This is a genomic window from Janthinobacterium sp. 13, from assembly GCF_002749695.1.
GTDB classification, from domain to species: domain Bacteria; phylum Pseudomonadota; class Gammaproteobacteria; order Burkholderiales; family Burkholderiaceae_D; genus Janthinobacterium; species Janthinobacterium kumbetense.
Genome location: NZ_PEEQ01000001.1, coordinates 1,123,704 through 1,138,880, shown reverse-complemented (window position 1 = coordinate 1,138,880; position 15,177 = coordinate 1,123,704). Strand labels below are relative to the sequence as shown.

The window sequence follows — 15,177 nt, the reverse complement described above, 5'->3', positions numbered from 1 at the left end:
GCTTACAGGCCCAGCAAAGTAAAACCGTCATCCTGCGGCGCGTAGCCCACCAGCTGGCGCGTCGCTGCGATCGACAAGCGTTTATAGCGGTTGTCCGACACCCCATGCACGACGTGGTAGCCGGGCGGCACGTCGGCGGCGATGCAGCGGGCCAGCAATTGCACCACGTCGCGCTCGCTGATGAAGGCGGCGACGTCGCGCGCGCTGTGTTGTTGACCTTTCTCAAACTGCGCCACGTTGGCGATGCGCACGGCGATCGCCGTCATGCCATGCTGGTGGGCGAATGCGGAGGCCACGCCTTCGCCGAAGGCCTTGCTGGCGCCATACATGTTCGCCGGGCGCGCCGGCATGTGCTCGTGCACCTGTACGTCGAGTGGATAGCCTTCGATGGCTTGTGCGCTGCTGGCGAACACGACTCTTTTCACGCCTTGCGCCTGCGCCGCGCGGAAGATGTTGTGCGTGCCGATGACGTTCGGTTGCAGCAGTTGCGCATCGAAATCGGCGCTGGCGTGTGGCACGCCGGCCAGGTGCAGCACCACGTCGATGTTGGCGCAGGCGGCCAGGCAGGCGGCGTAGTCGCTCACGTCGAGCTGAATGAACGGGCAGGGCGCTTCGGCCAGCTTGCCTGTGTGCAGGTCGGCCAGGCGCAGGGAAAATTCCCCGTGCCGGCTCTTCCAGAAAACGGTGCCGATGACGCCGGCGGCGCCCGTGACGAGGACGCGCAGTGGTGGTGCTTGAGTCATGTATTCCTAATATTCAAGGTGTGAGGCAGTGCCAGGTTCAGCCAGCGCAGCAGGGCGGGGCGCGGTGCGGCAGTGCCATGCACGCGGATGTGTCCGCTACCCACGGCTTCGACCAGCACCAGGCCGTCATTCGGTATCGTGTAGCGTTCGCCGCTGCGCAGCACGCAATCCTCGAACTGGGCGTAGGCCGTGATCCACGCCGTGCCGGACAGGCATTCGATGACCTTGGCGTGCGCTTTTTCCAGGCGCAAGGGCCGTTCGCTGCGTAATTCGTGGTCGGTATGCATGGCGTCGCTCCTGTTGTGCTGACAGGAACAGCTTATGCCCTTGCCGTGAACCATGACAGATGCAGGAAAACGAAATTGTGATGAATACAGTACACTTCGCCGTAGACTGTGCTTATCAAAAAAGCGGGCAACTGTATCTGTGCCGGCCCCGCGCGGCCGCCGCATACTGAAGGGATGAACATGAGCGCGCATTTGAATCTGTACGAGCACCTGGCCAACGAGCTGGGTGCGCTGATCGACTCGCGCGTGTTCGCGCCCGGCGACCGCCTGCCGTCGATACGCCACCTGGCGCAGCAAAAGCGCATTTCCATCAGTACCGTGATGCAAGCCTTGCGCCTGATGGAAGACCGGGGGCAAGTCGATGCGCGGCCCCAGTCCGGCTATTTCGTGCGCCACCGGGCGCCACGCCGGCCCTGCAGCGCCGACGCCCAGCACCTGAAGGAGCCGGCCTTTGTCGGCATCAACAATCTGTTGATGCGCGTGCTGAAGGACAACGAGACGGCGAATATCGTGCAGCTGGGCACGGCCTGGCCGCCCGACGAGATCCTGCCGATCAAGCGCATGCAGCGCACCATCAGCGCGGTAGCGCGGCGCGATCCCGTCCTGCTGAGTAAAGTCAGCTGCTACGACATCAGCGAAGGCAATTTCCTGCGCCAGGTGGCGCGCCGCGCGCTGGACTGGGGCAAGCTCGATCCGCACGAGATCGTCGTGACGAATTCCTGCACGGAAGCGATCAGCCTGTGCCTGCGCGCCGTCGCCAAGCCGGGCGACACCATCGCCATCGAGTCGGCCACGTATTTCGTGCTGCTGCAAATGATCGAAAGCCTGGGCATGAAGGCGCTGGAAATTCCCACCGACCCGAAGACGGGGCCGTCGCTCGACGCGCTGGAACTGGCCTTGCGCGCCGGCCTCGTGCAAGCGTGCCTGTTCGTGCCGAACGCAAATAATCCTTTGGGCTGCGTCATGCCGGAAGCAAACAAGAAGCGGCTGGCGGGGCTGCTGTCGGAATTCAATATTCCGCTGGTGGAAGACGACGTATATGGCGACCTGTGCTTTGCGCCGCAGCGTCCGTGGCCCGTGAAGGCTTACGACACGAGCGGCAACGTTTTATTGTGCTCCTCGTTTTCCAAGGCGATTACGCCCGCGTCGCGCGTGGGCTATGTGCTGGCCGGGCGTTTCGCGCAGGAAGTGGCGCTGCTGAAAACCGTGTCGAGCGGCGCCACCAGCCATTTCTTCCAGGCCGTGCTGGCAGACTTTCTGGAAGGCAGCAGCTACGATCAGCAGCTGCGCAAGATGCGGCGCACCCTGGTGCAGCGCATCGCCCGCATGTCCGACGCCGTGGCGGCCAGCTTTCCGGCGGACTGCATGCTGTCCGAGCCGCAGGGCGGTTTCGTGCTGTGGGTGCAGATGCCGCCGCAAGTCGATGCGCTGGCCCTGCATGGCCAGGCGATCGCGGACGGCGTAGCGTATATGCCGGGCCAGCTGTTCTCGGCCTCGGGCAAGTTCGGCAATTATCTGCGCCTCAATTGCGGCAATGCGTGGACGCCGCGCATCGAGCAGGCTATCGGCCGCCTGGGGCATCTCGTCAAGGACGCCTTGTAGAACGCCTGTCAAAACCTACTGCGCGGCGCGCTTTGCGGCCTGCGATGCTCACCGTGCTCTAGCACGGTTGCGCTTTTTAGCCACAAATCACTGCCGCTCGCTACGGTTTTGTCAGGCATTGTTCATTCCCTTGTTTTCCCTTCAGTCCCCCATTTTCACCGTTCGCTCCCTGTTTTTCGCCGCTGGTCGCAAGCCGGTGGCGTTGTTTGCGGCCGTTGGCTAAAGTACCACCATACCAGCAGCAGTCAACGAAACAAACTAACCAGGAGTAACATCATGAACGCACTGAAAAACATGGAAATCACCTTCGTCGCCGCCGCCATCATCGCCATCGGCGCCAGCTTCGCCACCGCCGGCGCGAATACCCTGGAAGTGAGCGCCAGCAGCAGCGTGATCGCCCAGGCCGCAGACATGCCTGTCGTTACCGTCAGCGCCCGCCGCCTGACCGCTGCCGAAAAAGCCGCGTTCATTTAAGCAATAAGCCAAGCAGAAAATGTAAAGCGGGCGCGAGTGCCCGGCCAGGCCGCCATGACGATGGTTGACCTTGCGCAAAACTCATCGAAGTGAACTGGGTCTTGGTACAATGAGTGCTTTCGATACATCGGCACCGCCATCCACCCATGATAGATATCCAACTTCTCCGTAAAGACATCGCCACCGTCGCAGAACGCCTGGCGACGCGCAAATTCCAGCTCGACGTGGCAGGCTTTACCGCCCTCGAAGCCGAACGCAAGGCGATCCAGACGCGCACCGAAGAGCTGCAGGGCAAGCGCAATGCGCTGTCCAAGCAAATCGGCATGTTGAAAGGCAAGGGGGAAGACACCTCGGCCGTGATGGCGCAAGTGGCTGGCCTGGGCGATGAGTTGAAAGCCGATGAAGCGGCCCTGACCCTGGTGCAAGCCAAGCTGAGCGATTTCATCATGGCCGTGCCGAACTTGCCGCATGAATCGTCGCCCCTGGGCACGGACGAGTCGGGCAACGTGGAAGTGCGCAAGGTCGGCACGCCACGCACCTTCGATTTCGAGGTCAAGGATCACGTCGACGTGGGCGCCCCGCTGGGCCTCGACTTCGAAGTGGCCACCAAGCTGACCGGTTCGCGCTTCTCCGTCATGAAGGGCGGCATCGCCCGTTTGCACCGCGCACTGGCGCAATTCATGCTGAATACGCACGTGGACGAGCACGGCTACACGGAATGCTATACGCCGTACATGGTCAACGCCGATTCCTTGCGCGGCACAGGCCAGCTGCCGAAATTCGAAGCCGATCTGTTCTCGGTGAAAAAAGGCGGCGCGGAAGGCGAGGGCGAAACCTTCTACCTGATCCCCACGTCGGAAGTGTCGCTGACCAACATCGCGCGCGATGAAATCCTGGCGCTCGATCAACTGCCCCTGAAAATGACGGCCCACACGCCATGCTTCCGCTCGGAAGCGGGCAGCTACGGCCGCGACACGCGCGGCATGATCCGCCAGCACCAGTTCGACAAGGTGGAAATGGTGCAAGTAGTGCATCCGGACACGTCGTACCAGGTGCTGGAAGAAATGGTCGGCCATGCGGAAAGCATCTTGCAGCGCCTGGGCCTGCCATACCGCGTGATGTCGCTGTGCACGGGCGACATGGGTTTCGGCGCCACCAAGACCTTCGACCTGGAAGTATGGCTGCCGGCGCAAAACACCTACCGCGAGATTTCGTCCCTGTCGAACTGCGAAGCCTTCCAGGCCCGCCGCATGCAGGCGCGTTTCCGCAACGCGGCCGGCAAGCCGGAACTGGCGCACACCCTGAACGGCTCCGGCCTGGCGGTGGGCCGCACCCTGGTGGCCGTGCTGGAAAATTATCAGCAAGCGGACGGCAGCGTCGAGATCCCGGCCGTGTTGCGCCCGTACATGGGCGGCCTGACGCATCTGAAAGCCTGAAAGGTTCGGGCAGCCCGGTGAATGGAAGGCGCAAAATAGTCCTTCCATTTTTTCAAGCGGCTGCTATAATCTTGCCTTCTCGCAGCAATGCGGGAGAGACCGCAGCAAATGGAGAGGTGGCAGAGTGGTCGAATGTACTTGACTCGAAATCAAGCGTACGTTAAATCGTACCGTGGGTTCGAATCCCACCCTCTCCGCCAGAACAAATAGAGAAAGCTCCCGCAAGGGAGCTTTTTTTATTGGTGGCGGCGAAGAGGAACAAGGCGCCTGCGCGCCTTGCGCGTGGGATTCGAAGACGAGCGCGTACTCGCGCGAGGCTCCCCGAATCGTCAAATTGGTTTTCACGCGTGCGCCAAGGTGGCGTCTACAAAGGCGAGCCGCGCCTTGTACGAGGCTCCCCGAATCGCCCGATTGGTTTTTTGGTTTGGCTACCAGCCCTCAGTTGCAAATCGCCAATAAAACCCCTACCCAACCCAACAATCCCCATGCTAAAATAGCGCCTCGTTCAAACAGGCACGTCAGTTTGAACGAATAGACCGCAGTAAACGGAGAGGTGGCAGAGTGGTCGAATGTACTTGACTCGAAATCAAGCGTACGTTAAATCGTACCGTGGGTTCGAATCCCACCCTCTCCGCCAGAATACATAAGAGAAGCTCCCGCAAGGGAGCTTTTTTTATGCCCACAACAGATGCCAGCCACCAGCGTATCAAACCCAGGTAGAAAAACCGCCCAAAGCGCGCAGCGCAAGGCGTTTTTTCCTCCATTCAGACTTTGAAAGCCAGCGTCCCCACTACCGCAAGCTAGTGCACGAGCTTGGCCACCGCAAACGCGACGCCCGACATGGCAATGATCGTCCCCACGCACGACAGGATGACAGCCGACTTCGCCTCAGCCACATCTGACTTGGTCGCATAATTGGAGCGCACCACAGCGAGGTCCAGTTTCAAGCCACTGACATCCGTCTTGAGAACGCCGACATCGGTCTTGAGAGCAGCGACATCCGTTTTCAGACCAGCAACATCCACCTTGAGGCCAGTGACATCCGTTTTCAGGCCGGCAACATCCACCTTGATGTCAGCCACATCGACCTTTACATCCTTTACGTCCAGTTTCACACTGGCCATGTCTTTTGCCAGTGCGTTGACTTGCTCGTCCATGGCGCAATCCTCCGTGCTTGTCACTGCATGCTCCTCGCTTTTTTCACCGCTGTCAAACAGTGTCCCGAGGGTATCGCGCATGGCTTTGCTATTGCTTGCCAGCCGTTGCGCCAGCGCCGTCACGCGCTGCAAGTCGGCCATTCCTTCGCCCTGTAGCTGCTCCGTGGCAGTCTGCAATTCCACGGTGATCTGCTCGCTGAGACTGGCTGCGACCTGCAGCCACGCATCGATCTTGCGCTGGCGTGACTGTGGCGTCAGCGCGCCATGCCGCACGTGCGTATCGCTCAGCTTGTGCATGCTGTTCATGCTGCGTCCTCTTCGCGTTGGGGCCGATATCGCCCACGCTACTCTTCGCCGATGGTGTCCGCCTTGACCCCGCTCACCCTATGGTAATCTACCGTACCCCCATCCTGCCCCCACCAATAAAACCAATGAGCCGATTCTGGAGCACCATCGTCAGCGAGCTGACCCCCTACATCCCGGGCGAGCAACCGAAACTGCCCGGCCTGGTCAAACTCAACACCAACGAAAACCCGTACGGCCCGTCACCGCAGGTGCTGGCCGCGCTGCGCGATGCGGCCAACGACAGCCTGCGCCTCTACCCGGACCCTTCCGCCAGCGAACTGAAGCAAACCCTGGCCACTTACCACGGACTGAGCAGCGCGCAAGTGTTCGTCGGCAACGGTTCCGACGAAGTGCTGGCGCTGGCTTTCATGGCCTTGCTCAAGCACGATGCGCCGCTGCTGTTCCCGGATATCAGCTACAGCTTCTACCCCGTGTATTGCAAGCTGTACGGTATCGACTACCGCACGGTCGCGCTCGACGATGCCATGCGCATCCGCCCGGAAGACTACCAGGGGCCGTGCGGCGCCATCATCTTTCCTAATCCCAATGCGCCGACAGGCGTGGACTTGCCGCTGGCCGGCGTGGAAGCGCTGCTGCGCGAGCATCCCGACGCCGTGGTGGTGGTCGATGAAGCGTATGTGGATTTTGGCGGCGAGAGCGCCGTGGCCCTGGTCGAGCGTTATCCGAACTTGCTGGTGGTGCAGACGTTCTCGAAATCGCGCTCGCTCGCCGGTTTGCGCGTGGGCAGTGCCTTCGGGCATCCGGACCTGATCGAGGCGCTGGAGCGCGTGAAGAACAGTTTCAATTCGTATCCGCTGGACCGGCTGGCGCTGGCCGGCGCCGTCGCGTCGCTGCACGACGAAGCGTATTTCCAGCAGACGCGCCAGGCCGTGATCGCCAGCCGCGAACAGCTGACGGCGGACTTGGCGGCGCTGGGCTTCGAGGTGCTGCCCTCGGTGGCCAATTTCGTGTTTGCCCGCCACCCGCAGCATGACGCGGCGCAACTGGCGGCCGGCTTGCGCGCCCGCTCCGTGATCGTGCGCCATTTCAATGCGCCGCGCATCAGCCAGTATTTGCGCATCAGCATCGGCAACCCGGACGAATGCGCAGCCCTGGTGGCGGCGCTGCGCGACCTGCTGTGACGCCATGCTGACCTTCTTGCCTGCCAGCCTGGCCGATGGCGAGGCGCTGGCCAGCCTGCGCGTGGCTGCCATGCGCGCAAGCCTGGAGCGCATCGGCCGCTATGATCCGCAGCGCGCGCGTGATCGTTTCCTGGCCAGCTACGACCCCGCCCACACCTGGCAGTTGCGCCATGACGACACGCTGGCCGGCTTCTATGTGTTGCGGCCGCAAGCGGACTATCTGTTGCTCGACCACCTCTACCTGGCGCCCGGCTACCAGCGGCAAGGGATGGGCGCGGCCGTGCTGGCGCGCGTGTTTGCCGAGGCCGATGCGGCCCGCCAGAGCGTGCGTGTGGGCGCCTTGCGCGACAGCGAGGCGAACCGCTTCTATGTGCGTCACGGCTTCGTGCCCGATGGCGAGGAAGAGTTCGACCTGTATTATCGGCGCGCCCCCGCGCCTTGAGGCTGCCGGCGGCGACTGTTTGTGCAACAATAATCGGATTCATTCATCGACAGGACGGACAATATGGCAAAAGTGGCATTCATCGGTTTGGGCGTCATGGGTTTCCCCATGGCAGGTCACCTGGCGGCGGGCGGGCACGACGTCACCGTGTACAACCGCAACCCGGCCCGCGCGGCCGCCTGGCTGGAACAGCACAAGGGCAGCAGCGCCGCCACGCCGGCCGCCGCTGCTGCTGGCGCCGAGTTCGTGTTTACGTGCATCGGCAACGATAATGATCTGTATCAAGTCATCCTGGAAGAGGGCGGCTTGCTGTCCGCCATGGCGCCGGGCAGCATCCTGATCGACCATACGACGGCATCGGCTGAAGCGGCGCGCACCATCCATGCTGCGGCGAAAGAGCAGGGCGTGTTCTTCCTCGATGCGCCCGTGTCCGGCGGCCAGGCGGGCGCGGAAAACGGCAAGCTGACCGTGATGGTGGGCGGCGATGCGGAAGCGTATGCAAGGGCCGAGCCCGTCATCGCGCTGTTCTCGCGCGCCGTCACCTACATGGGTGCTTCCGGTTCCGGCCAGCTCACAAAAATGGTCAACCAGATCTGCATCGCGGGCCTGGTGCAAGCCTTGAGCGAAGGCATCGCCTTTGCGGAAAACGCAGGCCTGGACGCGGCCCTCGTCGTCGACGTGATTTCCAAGGGCGCGGCGCAGTCGTGGCAGCTGGAAAACCGGGGCAAGACCATGATCGAGCGCAAGTTCGACTTCGGCTTCGCCGTCGACCTGATGCGCAAGGACCTGGGCATCTGCCTCGCCGAAGCCAAGCGCAACGGCAGCGACTTGCCCGTGACGACCTTGACGGACCAGTTCTATGGCGAAGTGCAGCAGGCGGGCGGCAACCGCTACGATACATCCAGCCTGATTACCCGCCTGAACAAAAAGTAAGCCCTCAGGCTCATAGTTAAAGAGCGGCGCGTCCCTGCAAAGGGCCGCGCCGCTTGTCGTTTACGCCAGCATTAACCTTAAAACGTCAGTTTCCGGAACATCCGGTTTCGATTTTCATGGAAAAGCATGGACTTCGCTAGCTCATCGTGTATTATTAAAAAACGAGATGAAATGTCCCAATTTTTAAAACATTATGAGCGGACCCGCATGAAAACCAACTCCTCAGCGATAACACGCGTTGTCGACAAGAACATTCCCTACCTGTCTTCCGCCGTCGCCATCTGGCGTCCCCGCGCCGTGCTGCGCAGCTGGCCCGGCGTGGCCATCGCGCTGGTGATCGCCCTGTCGGCCACCTTTATTTCCAGCAATTACGGCGGCCCCCAGCTGCTGTATGCGCTGTTCTTCGGCCTGGCCTTCCACTTCCTCGCATCCGACCCTACCTGCAAGCCCGGCATCGAGTTTTGCAGCAAGGTGCTGCTGCGCACGGGCGTGGCCCTGCTGGGCGCGCGCATCACGTTCAACCAGATCGCTTCCGTGGGCGTGACGCCCTTATTGATCGTCGTCGGCGGGTTGATCGCCACACTGGGTTTCGGCTATATGCTGGCCAGGTGGCTGAAACGGCCCATCACGGAAGGGATTTTGTCCGGTGGTTCCGTGGCCATCTGCGGCGCCTCGGCCGCGCTGGCCATCTCGGCCGTGCTGCCGCAAACCAAGGAAAACGAAAAATTCACGCTGCTGACGGTGGTGGGCGTGACGTCGCTGTCGACCCTGGCCATGATCGTCTACCCGCTGCTGGTCAAGCTGCTGGGCTTTGACCCGACGGAGGCGGGCGTATTCATCGGCGGCACCATCCATGATGTAGCGCAAGTGGTGGGCGCCGGCTACCTGGTCAGCAACCACACGGGCGACGTGGCCACCTTCGTGAAACTGACGCGCGTCGCGTGCCTCGTGCCCGTCGTGCTGGGCCTGTCGATCATGTTCAAGCGCAAGGATGGCAAGAGCGAAGTCGATGCGCCGCCGCTCGTGCCGTTCTTCCTGATCGGCTTTGTCTGGCTCGTCATCACGAACAGCCTGGGCCTGATTCCGCAGGAAGTGAATGGCTGGATCAACAATGCTTCGCGCGCCTGTCTCGTCATCGCCATCGCCGCGCTGGGCGTGAAAACGTCGTTCCAGTCGCTGGCCTCGCTGGGCTGGCGTCCCGTGATCATGCTGGTGATGGAAACGGTGTGGATCGCCGCCTTCGTCGCCATTGCCGTCCTGCTGACGCGCTAAGCGAAGCGGGCCCGTCATGAAGATCCTCGTCCTCGGCGCCGGCGTGGTCGGCACGGCATCGGCCTGGTACTTGCGCCAGGCGGGCCACGACGTGCGCGTGCTCGAGCGTCAGGCGGGCGCCGCGCAGGAAACCAGCTTCGGCAATGGCGGGCAGATATCCGTCTCGCATGCGGAGCCGTGGGCCAATCCCGCCACCCTGCGCAAGGTTGTGAAATGGTTGGGCAAGGACGATGCGCCGCTGCTGTTCCGGCCCCGCCTCGATGCGCTGCAATGGCAATGGGCCTTGCACTATCTGCGCGAATGCCTGCCGTCGCGGGTGGCGCGCAACATGCGCCAGATCGTCGCCCTGGCCGAGTACAGCCGGCAGAGCCTGCAAGCCTTGCGGCGCGAAACGGGCATCGCATATGACCATCTCGAGCGAGGCATCCTGCATTTTTATACGGACCAGCAAGAGTTTGACAAATCGCAAGCGGGTGCCGCGCTGTTGCGCGAGCTGGGCTGCCCGCGCAACACCGTCAGCGCCGATGAAGTGATACGGTTGGAACCTGCCCTGGCCCATGCCCGCCGGCACATCGTCGGCGGCGATTTCACGGCCAGCGACGAGTCGGGCGACGTGCACCTGTTTACCACGGCATTGGCCGCGCGCGCCGCGGCTGCCGGCGCGGATTTCCAGTACGGCACCACCGTGACGCGCCTGCTGGCGGACGGCGAACGCATCACGGGCGTGGAATGCATCGATGCGCAGGGGCGCCATCGCCTGGAATACGCGGACGTCGTGGTGGTGGCCATGGGCAGCTTTTCCGCGCCCCTGCTGCAGCCGCTGGGCATACGCTTGATGCTGTATCCGGGCAAAGGTTATTCCGCCACCTATCCCATCCTTGACCCATCCGCCGCGCCGACCGTCTCGCTGACGGACGATGGCCACAAATTGGTGTTTTCGCGCCTGGGATCGCGCCTGCGCGTGGCGGGAACGTGCGAGCTGAACGGCTACACGCGGGAACTCAACCCCGTGCGCTGCGCCGCCATCACGCGCCGCGTGCAGGCGCTGTTTCCCCACGCCTGCGATTACAGCGACCCCGTCTACTGGGCCGGCTTGCGCCCCCTGACGCCGTCGAACGTGCCCTACATCGGCGCCACGCGCTACCGCCAGCTGTTCCTCAACACGGGCCACGGCACCCTGGGCTGGACCATGGGCTGCGGCGCGGGCAGGGCGATCGCCGACCTCGTGTCGGGACGCCGGCCGGAAGTCGATTTTGCGTTTTGCGGCGAGCCGCCCCGGCAAGAGACCGCTTTGGTTCAACTAAGGAGAGCACCACGATGAGAGACGACGCCACCCCCAGCCAGCCACCCGGCGGCCTGACCCTGGCCGGCACCACCTACCAGTCGCGCCTGCTGGTGGGTACAGGTAAATACAAGGATTTCGAGGAAACGCGCCTGGCCATCGAGGAGAGCGGCGCCGACATCGTCACGGTGACGATACGCCGCGTGAATATCGGCCAGGAAAAGGGCGAGCCGAACTTGCTCGACTTCATTCCGCCATCGAAATACACGATTCTGCCCAACACGGGCGGCTGCTACAACGCGCGCGACGCCGTCTACACCTTGCAACTGGCGCGCGAGCTGCTGGGCGGCCACCCGCTGTGCAAGCTGGAAGTGCTGGGCGATGAAAAGACCCTGTTCCCGAACATGCCGGAAACCCTCAAGGCGGCCGGGGAGCTGGTGCGCGACGGCTTCCAGGTGATGGTGTATTGCAGCGACGACCCCATCCAGGCGCGCATGCTGGAAGACCTCGGCTGCATCGCCGTCATGCCGCTGGCGTCACTGATCGGCTCGGGCATGGGTATTTTGAATCCATGGAATTTGTCGCTGATCATCGAGCAAGCCCGCGTGCCCGTGCTGGTCGACGCGGGCGTGGGCACGGCGTCGGACGCGGCCATCGCCATGGAACTCGGTTGCGACGGCATCCTGATGAATACCGCCATCGCGGCGGCGCGCGAACCGATCCGCATGGCGCGCGCCATGAAACTGGCAGTGCAGGGCGGACGCGAGGCTTACCTGGCCGGACGCATGCCCCGGAGAGCGGACGCCATGAGCGCTTCGCCCTCGTCGCCGATGGCCGGGCTGATCGCCTGAGCCGCCGCATTTACCCGCAATTGCAGCACCGTAGTTGATTATCGTTTCAAGCGTTTATAAAAACCACAATACCTGGAGATGACATGAAACACACACTCGTAGCGGCAGCCATCCTGGCCTCCTTCCTTGCCGGCAACGCCAGCGCCCAATCGTCCGTCACCGTGTACGGCTTGCTCGACGCGGGCCTGACGTCCGAACACGGCGGCGCGGACGGTTCCGTCACCAAGCTGGCCACCGGCGTGCAGTCGGGCAGCCGCATCGGCTTCAAGGGCACGGAAGACCTGGGCAATAATTTAAAGGCCAACTTCTTGCTGGAAAACGGCCTCGACGTGGATACGGGCGCCAACCGCCAGGGCGCCTTGTTCGGGCGCAAGGCTTACGTGGGCCTGTCGGGCGGCTTCGGCGCCGTGAACCTGGGCTTGCAGCACAACCCGCTGTTCACTGCGCTGGACAATATCGACCCCTTCGAGACGGGCATGACGGGCGCCTCGATCAACCTGATGAGCGTGGCCAGCCTGCGCACGAAAAATTCCATCATGTACGAGACGCCGAAGGTGAACGGCTTGTCGGCCGCCGTCATGTACGGCCTGGGCGAAAAGCCGGACAGCAACACCCTGGGCCGCACCATCGACTTTTCCATCGATTACGCCAACGGTCCGCTCGTGCTGACCCTGGCCCACGACAACCGCAAGGATACGCCGCTGAACACGGCGAAAGTCACCTTGCTGGGCGGCACCTACGACTTCGGCCCCGCCAAGCTGCACGCCGCGTATGAGACGGACAAGGACGATGCGGGCACGGATTTCCGCAACTACATGCTGGGCGCATCGGCCCCGGTGGGCGCGGCCGGCAGCGTGATGGCTTCGTACATCCGCAAGGATGACCGCACGAATGCGCGCCGCGGCGGGCGCCAGCTGGCCATCGGCTACACGTATGCCTTGTCCAAGCGCACGAATCTGTACACCTCGTACGGCCGCATCAGCAACGATGGCGCGGGCACCAACTTCGTCGGCGATGCATCGAGCGGCGGCAGCGTGCCCTTGCCTGGGCATAACTCGAGCGCCTTTACGGCCGGCATGCGCCTGAAGTTCTAGGCGCGCCGGCGCAGCGAGGGATGGCGGCTTGTCTGTTGCGGATAAGCCGCCATTGTTGTTTCAGGAGTGGGGCAAAGTCGCGGATTCCGGATTCAGGAATGAAACAGTCCGATTTTTCATGAAATTTCATTGACAGCGCATTTCGCAACCGTTAAATTGAACACGTATTTCAAATATCGGAACAAAATATACCGATTTTTCATAAAACCGTAAGGAGACTGAGCCATGACCGATTTGTCCGACCAAAAAGCCGCCGCCGCGGCGATACCTGTAGGCCCGCAAAAGATGACGCCTTCCGAAGCGTTCGTGGAAACCCTGGCCGCCAATGGCGTGACCGACATGTTCGGCATCATGGGCTCGGCCTTCATGGACCCGATGGACATCTTCGCCCCGGCCGGCATCCGCCTGATCCCCGTCGTGCACGAGCAGGGCGCCGGCCACATGGCCGACGGCTATGCGCGCGTTTCGGGCCGCCATGGCGTCGTCATCGGCCAGAACGGCCCCGGCATCAGCAATTGCGTCACGGCCATCGCCGCCGCCTACTGGGCGCACACGCCCGTCGTCATCATCACGCCGGAGACGGGCACGATGAGCATGGGCCTGGGGGGCTTCCAGGAAGCGAACCAGTTGCCGATGTTCGAAGAATTTACGAAATATCAAGGTCATGTGACGAATCCCGCCCGCATGGCGGAATTCACGGGCCGCTGCTTCGACCGCGCCATGTCGGAAATGGGCCCGACGCAATTGAATATCCCACGCGACTATTTCTATGGCGAAATCAAGGCGGAAATCCCGAAACCGAACCGCCTGGACCGCGGCGCCGGCGGCGAACAAAGCCTCGATGATGCGGCGGAACTGTTGGCGAAGGCCAAGTTCCCCGTCATCATCTCGGGCGGCGGCGTCGTCATGGGCGAAGCCATCGAAGAGTGCAAGGCGCTGGCCGAACGCCTGGGCGCGCCCGTCGTGAACAGCTACCTGCACAACGACTCGTTTCCCGCCAGCCATCCGCTGTGGTGCGGCCCGCTCGGCTACCAGGGTTCCAAGGCGGCGATGAAACTGATCGCCCAGGCCGACGTCGTCGTGGCCCTCGGTTCGCGCCTGGGGCCGTTCGGCACCTTGCCGCAGCACGGCATGGATTACTGGCCGAAAAACGCCAAGATCATCCAGATCGACGCGGACAACAAGATGCTCGGTTTGGTGAAAAAGATTTCGGTGGGCATCTGCGGCGACGCCAAGGCGGCCGCCAAGGCGATTATTGCCCGCCTGGATGGCAAGAAGCTCGATTGCGACGCCACGCGCGACGCACGCTACGCCACCGTGCAAGCGGAAAAGGCCGCGTGGGAAGAGGAGCTGACGAACTGGACGCACGAGAAGGATGCGTACAGCCTGGACATGATCGAAGAGCAAAAGAAAGAGCCGGGCAATTACCTGCACCCGCGCCAGGTGCTGCGCGAGCTGGAAAAAGCCATGCCGGAAGACGTGATGGTGTCGACCGACATCGGCAACATCAACTCGGTGGCCAATAGTTACTTGCGCTTCGAAAAGCCGCGCAGCTTCTTTGCGGCGATGAGCTTTGGCAACTGCGGCTATGCCTTCCCGACCATCATCGGCGCCAAGGTTGCCGCGCCGCACCGTCCGGCCGTGTCGTATGCGGGCGACGGCGCCTGGGGCATGAGCTTGATGGAAACGATGACGTGCGTGCGCCATAACATTCCCGTCACGGCCGTGGTGTTCCACAACCGCCAGTGGGGCGCGGAAAAGAAAAACCAGGTGGATTTCTACAACCGCCGCTTCGTCGCAGGCGAGCTGGACAACCAGAGCTTTGCCGAGATCGCACGGGCCATGGGCGCCGAAGGCATCACGGTCGACAAGCTGGAAGACGTGGGCCCGGCCTTGAAGAAGGCCATCGACATGCAGATGAATGAAGGCAAGACCACCATCATCGAAATCATGTGCACGCGCGAGCTGGGCGACCCGTTCCGCCGCGATGCGCTGAGCAAACCGATCCGTCACCTGGACAAGTACAAAGACTACGTGTAATCAATCTGCCCGATCCTTGTATGACCCCGGCAATCGTGCCGGGTTTTATGTGCCGGAACCATGTTTCATGCTTCCAT

At 62.4% G+C, this 15,177-nt stretch carries 14 protein-coding genes and 2 tRNA genes; 13 read left to right on the top strand and 3 right to left on the bottom strand.

What is annotated here, in order from left to right; translation table 11 throughout:
• Positions 1 to 2 precede the first annotated feature (2 nt).
• Both CLU94_RS04845 and CLU94_RS28330 read right to left on the bottom strand, forming a co-directional pair.
• Positions 3 to 743 carry an NAD-dependent epimerase/dehydratase family protein gene (locus tag CLU94_RS04845; RefSeq protein WP_099664814.1) on the bottom strand — a complete coding sequence of 247 codons (741 nt, stop codon included), beginning with the start codon at positions 741 to 743 and terminating at the stop codon, positions 3 to 5.
• A complete protein-coding gene (locus CLU94_RS28330) occupies positions 740 to 1,030 on the bottom strand; it encodes a DUF2917 domain-containing protein (RefSeq protein WP_180278594.1) in 291 nt (96 codons plus the stop codon). The genes CLU94_RS04845 and CLU94_RS28330 overlap by 4 nt, the downstream gene beginning before the upstream one ends.
• Positions 1,031 to 1,210: 180 nt before the next feature.
• On the opposite strand from CLU94_RS28330, the gene CLU94_RS04835 reads away from it, so the two are divergent.
• From CLU94_RS04835 to CLU94_RS04815, 5 genes are all read left to right on the top strand, one after another.
• The gene (locus CLU94_RS04835; RefSeq protein ID WP_099664812.1) at positions 1,211 to 2,632 is read left to right on the top strand and encodes an aminotransferase-like domain-containing protein; all 1,422 of its coding nucleotides are present in this window, start codon (positions 1,211 to 1,213) and stop codon (positions 2,630 to 2,632) included.
• 276 nt (positions 2,633 to 2,908) lie between these two features.
• The gene (locus tag CLU94_RS04830; RefSeq protein WP_099664811.1) at positions 2,909 to 3,106 is read left to right on the top strand and encodes a hypothetical protein; all 198 of its coding nucleotides are present in this window, start codon (positions 2,909 to 2,911) and stop codon (positions 3,104 to 3,106) included.
• Between the two features lie 146 nt (positions 3,107 to 3,252).
• Entirely contained in the window at positions 3,253 to 4,542 is a 1,290-nt protein-coding gene (gene serS, locus CLU94_RS04825) for a serine--tRNA ligase (protein ID WP_099664810.1), read from the top strand.
• A gap of 110 nt (positions 4,543 to 4,652) precedes the next feature.
• Positions 4,653 to 4,742 (top strand) — tRNA-Ser (locus CLU94_RS04820).
• 347 nt (positions 4,743 to 5,089) lie between these two features.
• Positions 5,090 to 5,179: transfer RNA gene (locus CLU94_RS04815), tRNA-Ser, on the top strand.
• Between the two features lie 163 nt (positions 5,180 to 5,342).
• Here the strand turns inward: CLU94_RS04815 and CLU94_RS04810 are convergent.
• Positions 5,343 to 6,005, bottom strand: a complete 663-nt coding sequence (locus CLU94_RS04810) for a hypothetical protein (RefSeq protein WP_143451344.1) — start codon at positions 6,003 to 6,005, stop codon at positions 5,343 to 5,345.
• 125 nt (positions 6,006 to 6,130) lie between these two features.
• On the opposite strand from CLU94_RS04810, the gene hisC reads away from it, so the two are divergent.
• From hisC to xsc, 8 genes are all read left to right on the top strand, one after another.
• Positions 6,131 to 7,186 (top strand): histidinol-phosphate transaminase, encoded by a 1,056-nt coding sequence (hisC, locus tag CLU94_RS04805; RefSeq protein ID WP_099664808.1) that lies wholly within the window; start codon positions 6,131 to 6,133, stop codon positions 7,184 to 7,186.
• A 4-nt stretch (positions 7,187 to 7,190) separates the two neighbouring features.
• Entirely contained in the window at positions 7,191 to 7,628 is a 438-nt protein-coding gene (locus CLU94_RS04800) for a GNAT family N-acetyltransferase (RefSeq protein WP_099664807.1), read from the top strand.
• A gap of 63 nt (positions 7,629 to 7,691) precedes the next feature.
• Positions 7,692 to 8,561, top strand: a complete 870-nt coding sequence (locus tag CLU94_RS04795) for an NAD(P)-dependent oxidoreductase (protein WP_099664806.1) — start codon at positions 7,692 to 7,694, stop codon at positions 8,559 to 8,561.
• 207 nt (positions 8,562 to 8,768) lie between these two features.
• Complete coding sequence (locus CLU94_RS04790) at positions 8,769 to 9,833, top strand: YeiH family protein (RefSeq protein WP_099664805.1); 1,065 nt, start codon at positions 8,769 to 8,771, stop codon at positions 9,831 to 9,833.
• 16 nt (positions 9,834 to 9,849) lie between these two features.
• Positions 9,850 to 11,154: a D-amino acid dehydrogenase gene (locus CLU94_RS04785; protein WP_099664804.1), complete on the top strand. Its 1,305-nt coding sequence runs from the start codon at positions 9,850 to 9,852 to the stop codon at positions 11,152 to 11,154.
• Positions 11,151 to 11,966 (top strand): thiazole synthase, encoded by an 816-nt coding sequence (locus CLU94_RS04780; protein ID WP_099664803.1) that lies wholly within the window; start codon positions 11,151 to 11,153, stop codon positions 11,964 to 11,966. The genes CLU94_RS04785 and CLU94_RS04780 overlap by 4 nt, the downstream gene beginning before the upstream one ends.
• 83 nt (positions 11,967 to 12,049) lie before the next feature.
• Positions 12,050 to 13,060: a porin gene (locus tag CLU94_RS04775; RefSeq protein WP_099664802.1), complete on the top strand. Its 1,011-nt coding sequence runs from the start codon at positions 12,050 to 12,052 to the stop codon at positions 13,058 to 13,060.
• Between the two features lie 225 nt (positions 13,061 to 13,285).
• On the top strand, positions 13,286 to 15,100 hold the full coding sequence (gene xsc / locus CLU94_RS04770) for a sulfoacetaldehyde acetyltransferase (protein ID WP_180278593.1): 1,815 nt from the start codon (positions 13,286 to 13,288) through the stop codon (positions 15,098 to 15,100).
• Positions 15,101 to 15,177: the final 77 nt, after the last annotated feature.

Bases quoted from the DNA above. Each gene is read 5' to 3' on its own strand.
- CLU94_RS04845 (WP_099664814.1), bottom strand. From the start codon at position 743: ATGACTCAAGCACCACCACTGCGCGTCCTCGTCACGGGCGCCGCCGGC.
- CLU94_RS28330 (WP_180278594.1), bottom strand. From the start codon at position 1,030: ATGCATACCGACCACGAATTACGCAGCGAACGGCCCTTGCGCCTGGAA.
- CLU94_RS04835 (WP_099664812.1), top strand. From the start codon at position 1,211: ATGAGCGCGCATTTGAATCTGTACGAGCACCTGGCCAACGAGCTGGGT.
- CLU94_RS04830 (WP_099664811.1), top strand. From the start codon at position 2,909: ATGAACGCACTGAAAAACATGGAAATCACCTTCGTCGCCGCCGCCATC.
- serS (WP_099664810.1), top strand. From the start codon at position 3,253: ATGATAGATATCCAACTTCTCCGTAAAGACATCGCCACCGTCGCAGAA.
- CLU94_RS04810 (WP_143451344.1), bottom strand. From the start codon at position 6,005: ATGAACAGCATGCACAAGCTGAGCGATACGCACGTGCGGCATGGCGCG.
- hisC (WP_099664808.1), top strand. From the start codon at position 6,131: ATGAGCCGATTCTGGAGCACCATCGTCAGCGAGCTGACCCCCTACATC.
- CLU94_RS04800 (WP_099664807.1), top strand. From the start codon at position 7,191: ATGCTGACCTTCTTGCCTGCCAGCCTGGCCGATGGCGAGGCGCTGGCC.
- CLU94_RS04795 (WP_099664806.1), top strand. From the start codon at position 7,692: ATGGCAAAAGTGGCATTCATCGGTTTGGGCGTCATGGGTTTCCCCATG.
- CLU94_RS04790 (WP_099664805.1), top strand. From the start codon at position 8,769: ATGAAAACCAACTCCTCAGCGATAACACGCGTTGTCGACAAGAACATT.
- CLU94_RS04785 (WP_099664804.1), top strand. From the start codon at position 9,850: ATGAAGATCCTCGTCCTCGGCGCCGGCGTGGTCGGCACGGCATCGGCC.
- CLU94_RS04780 (WP_099664803.1), top strand. From the start codon at position 11,151: ATGAGAGACGACGCCACCCCCAGCCAGCCACCCGGCGGCCTGACCCTG.
- CLU94_RS04775 (WP_099664802.1), top strand. From the start codon at position 12,050: ATGAAACACACACTCGTAGCGGCAGCCATCCTGGCCTCCTTCCTTGCC.
- xsc (WP_180278593.1), top strand. From the start codon at position 13,286: ATGACCGATTTGTCCGACCAAAAAGCCGCCGCCGCGGCGATACCTGTA.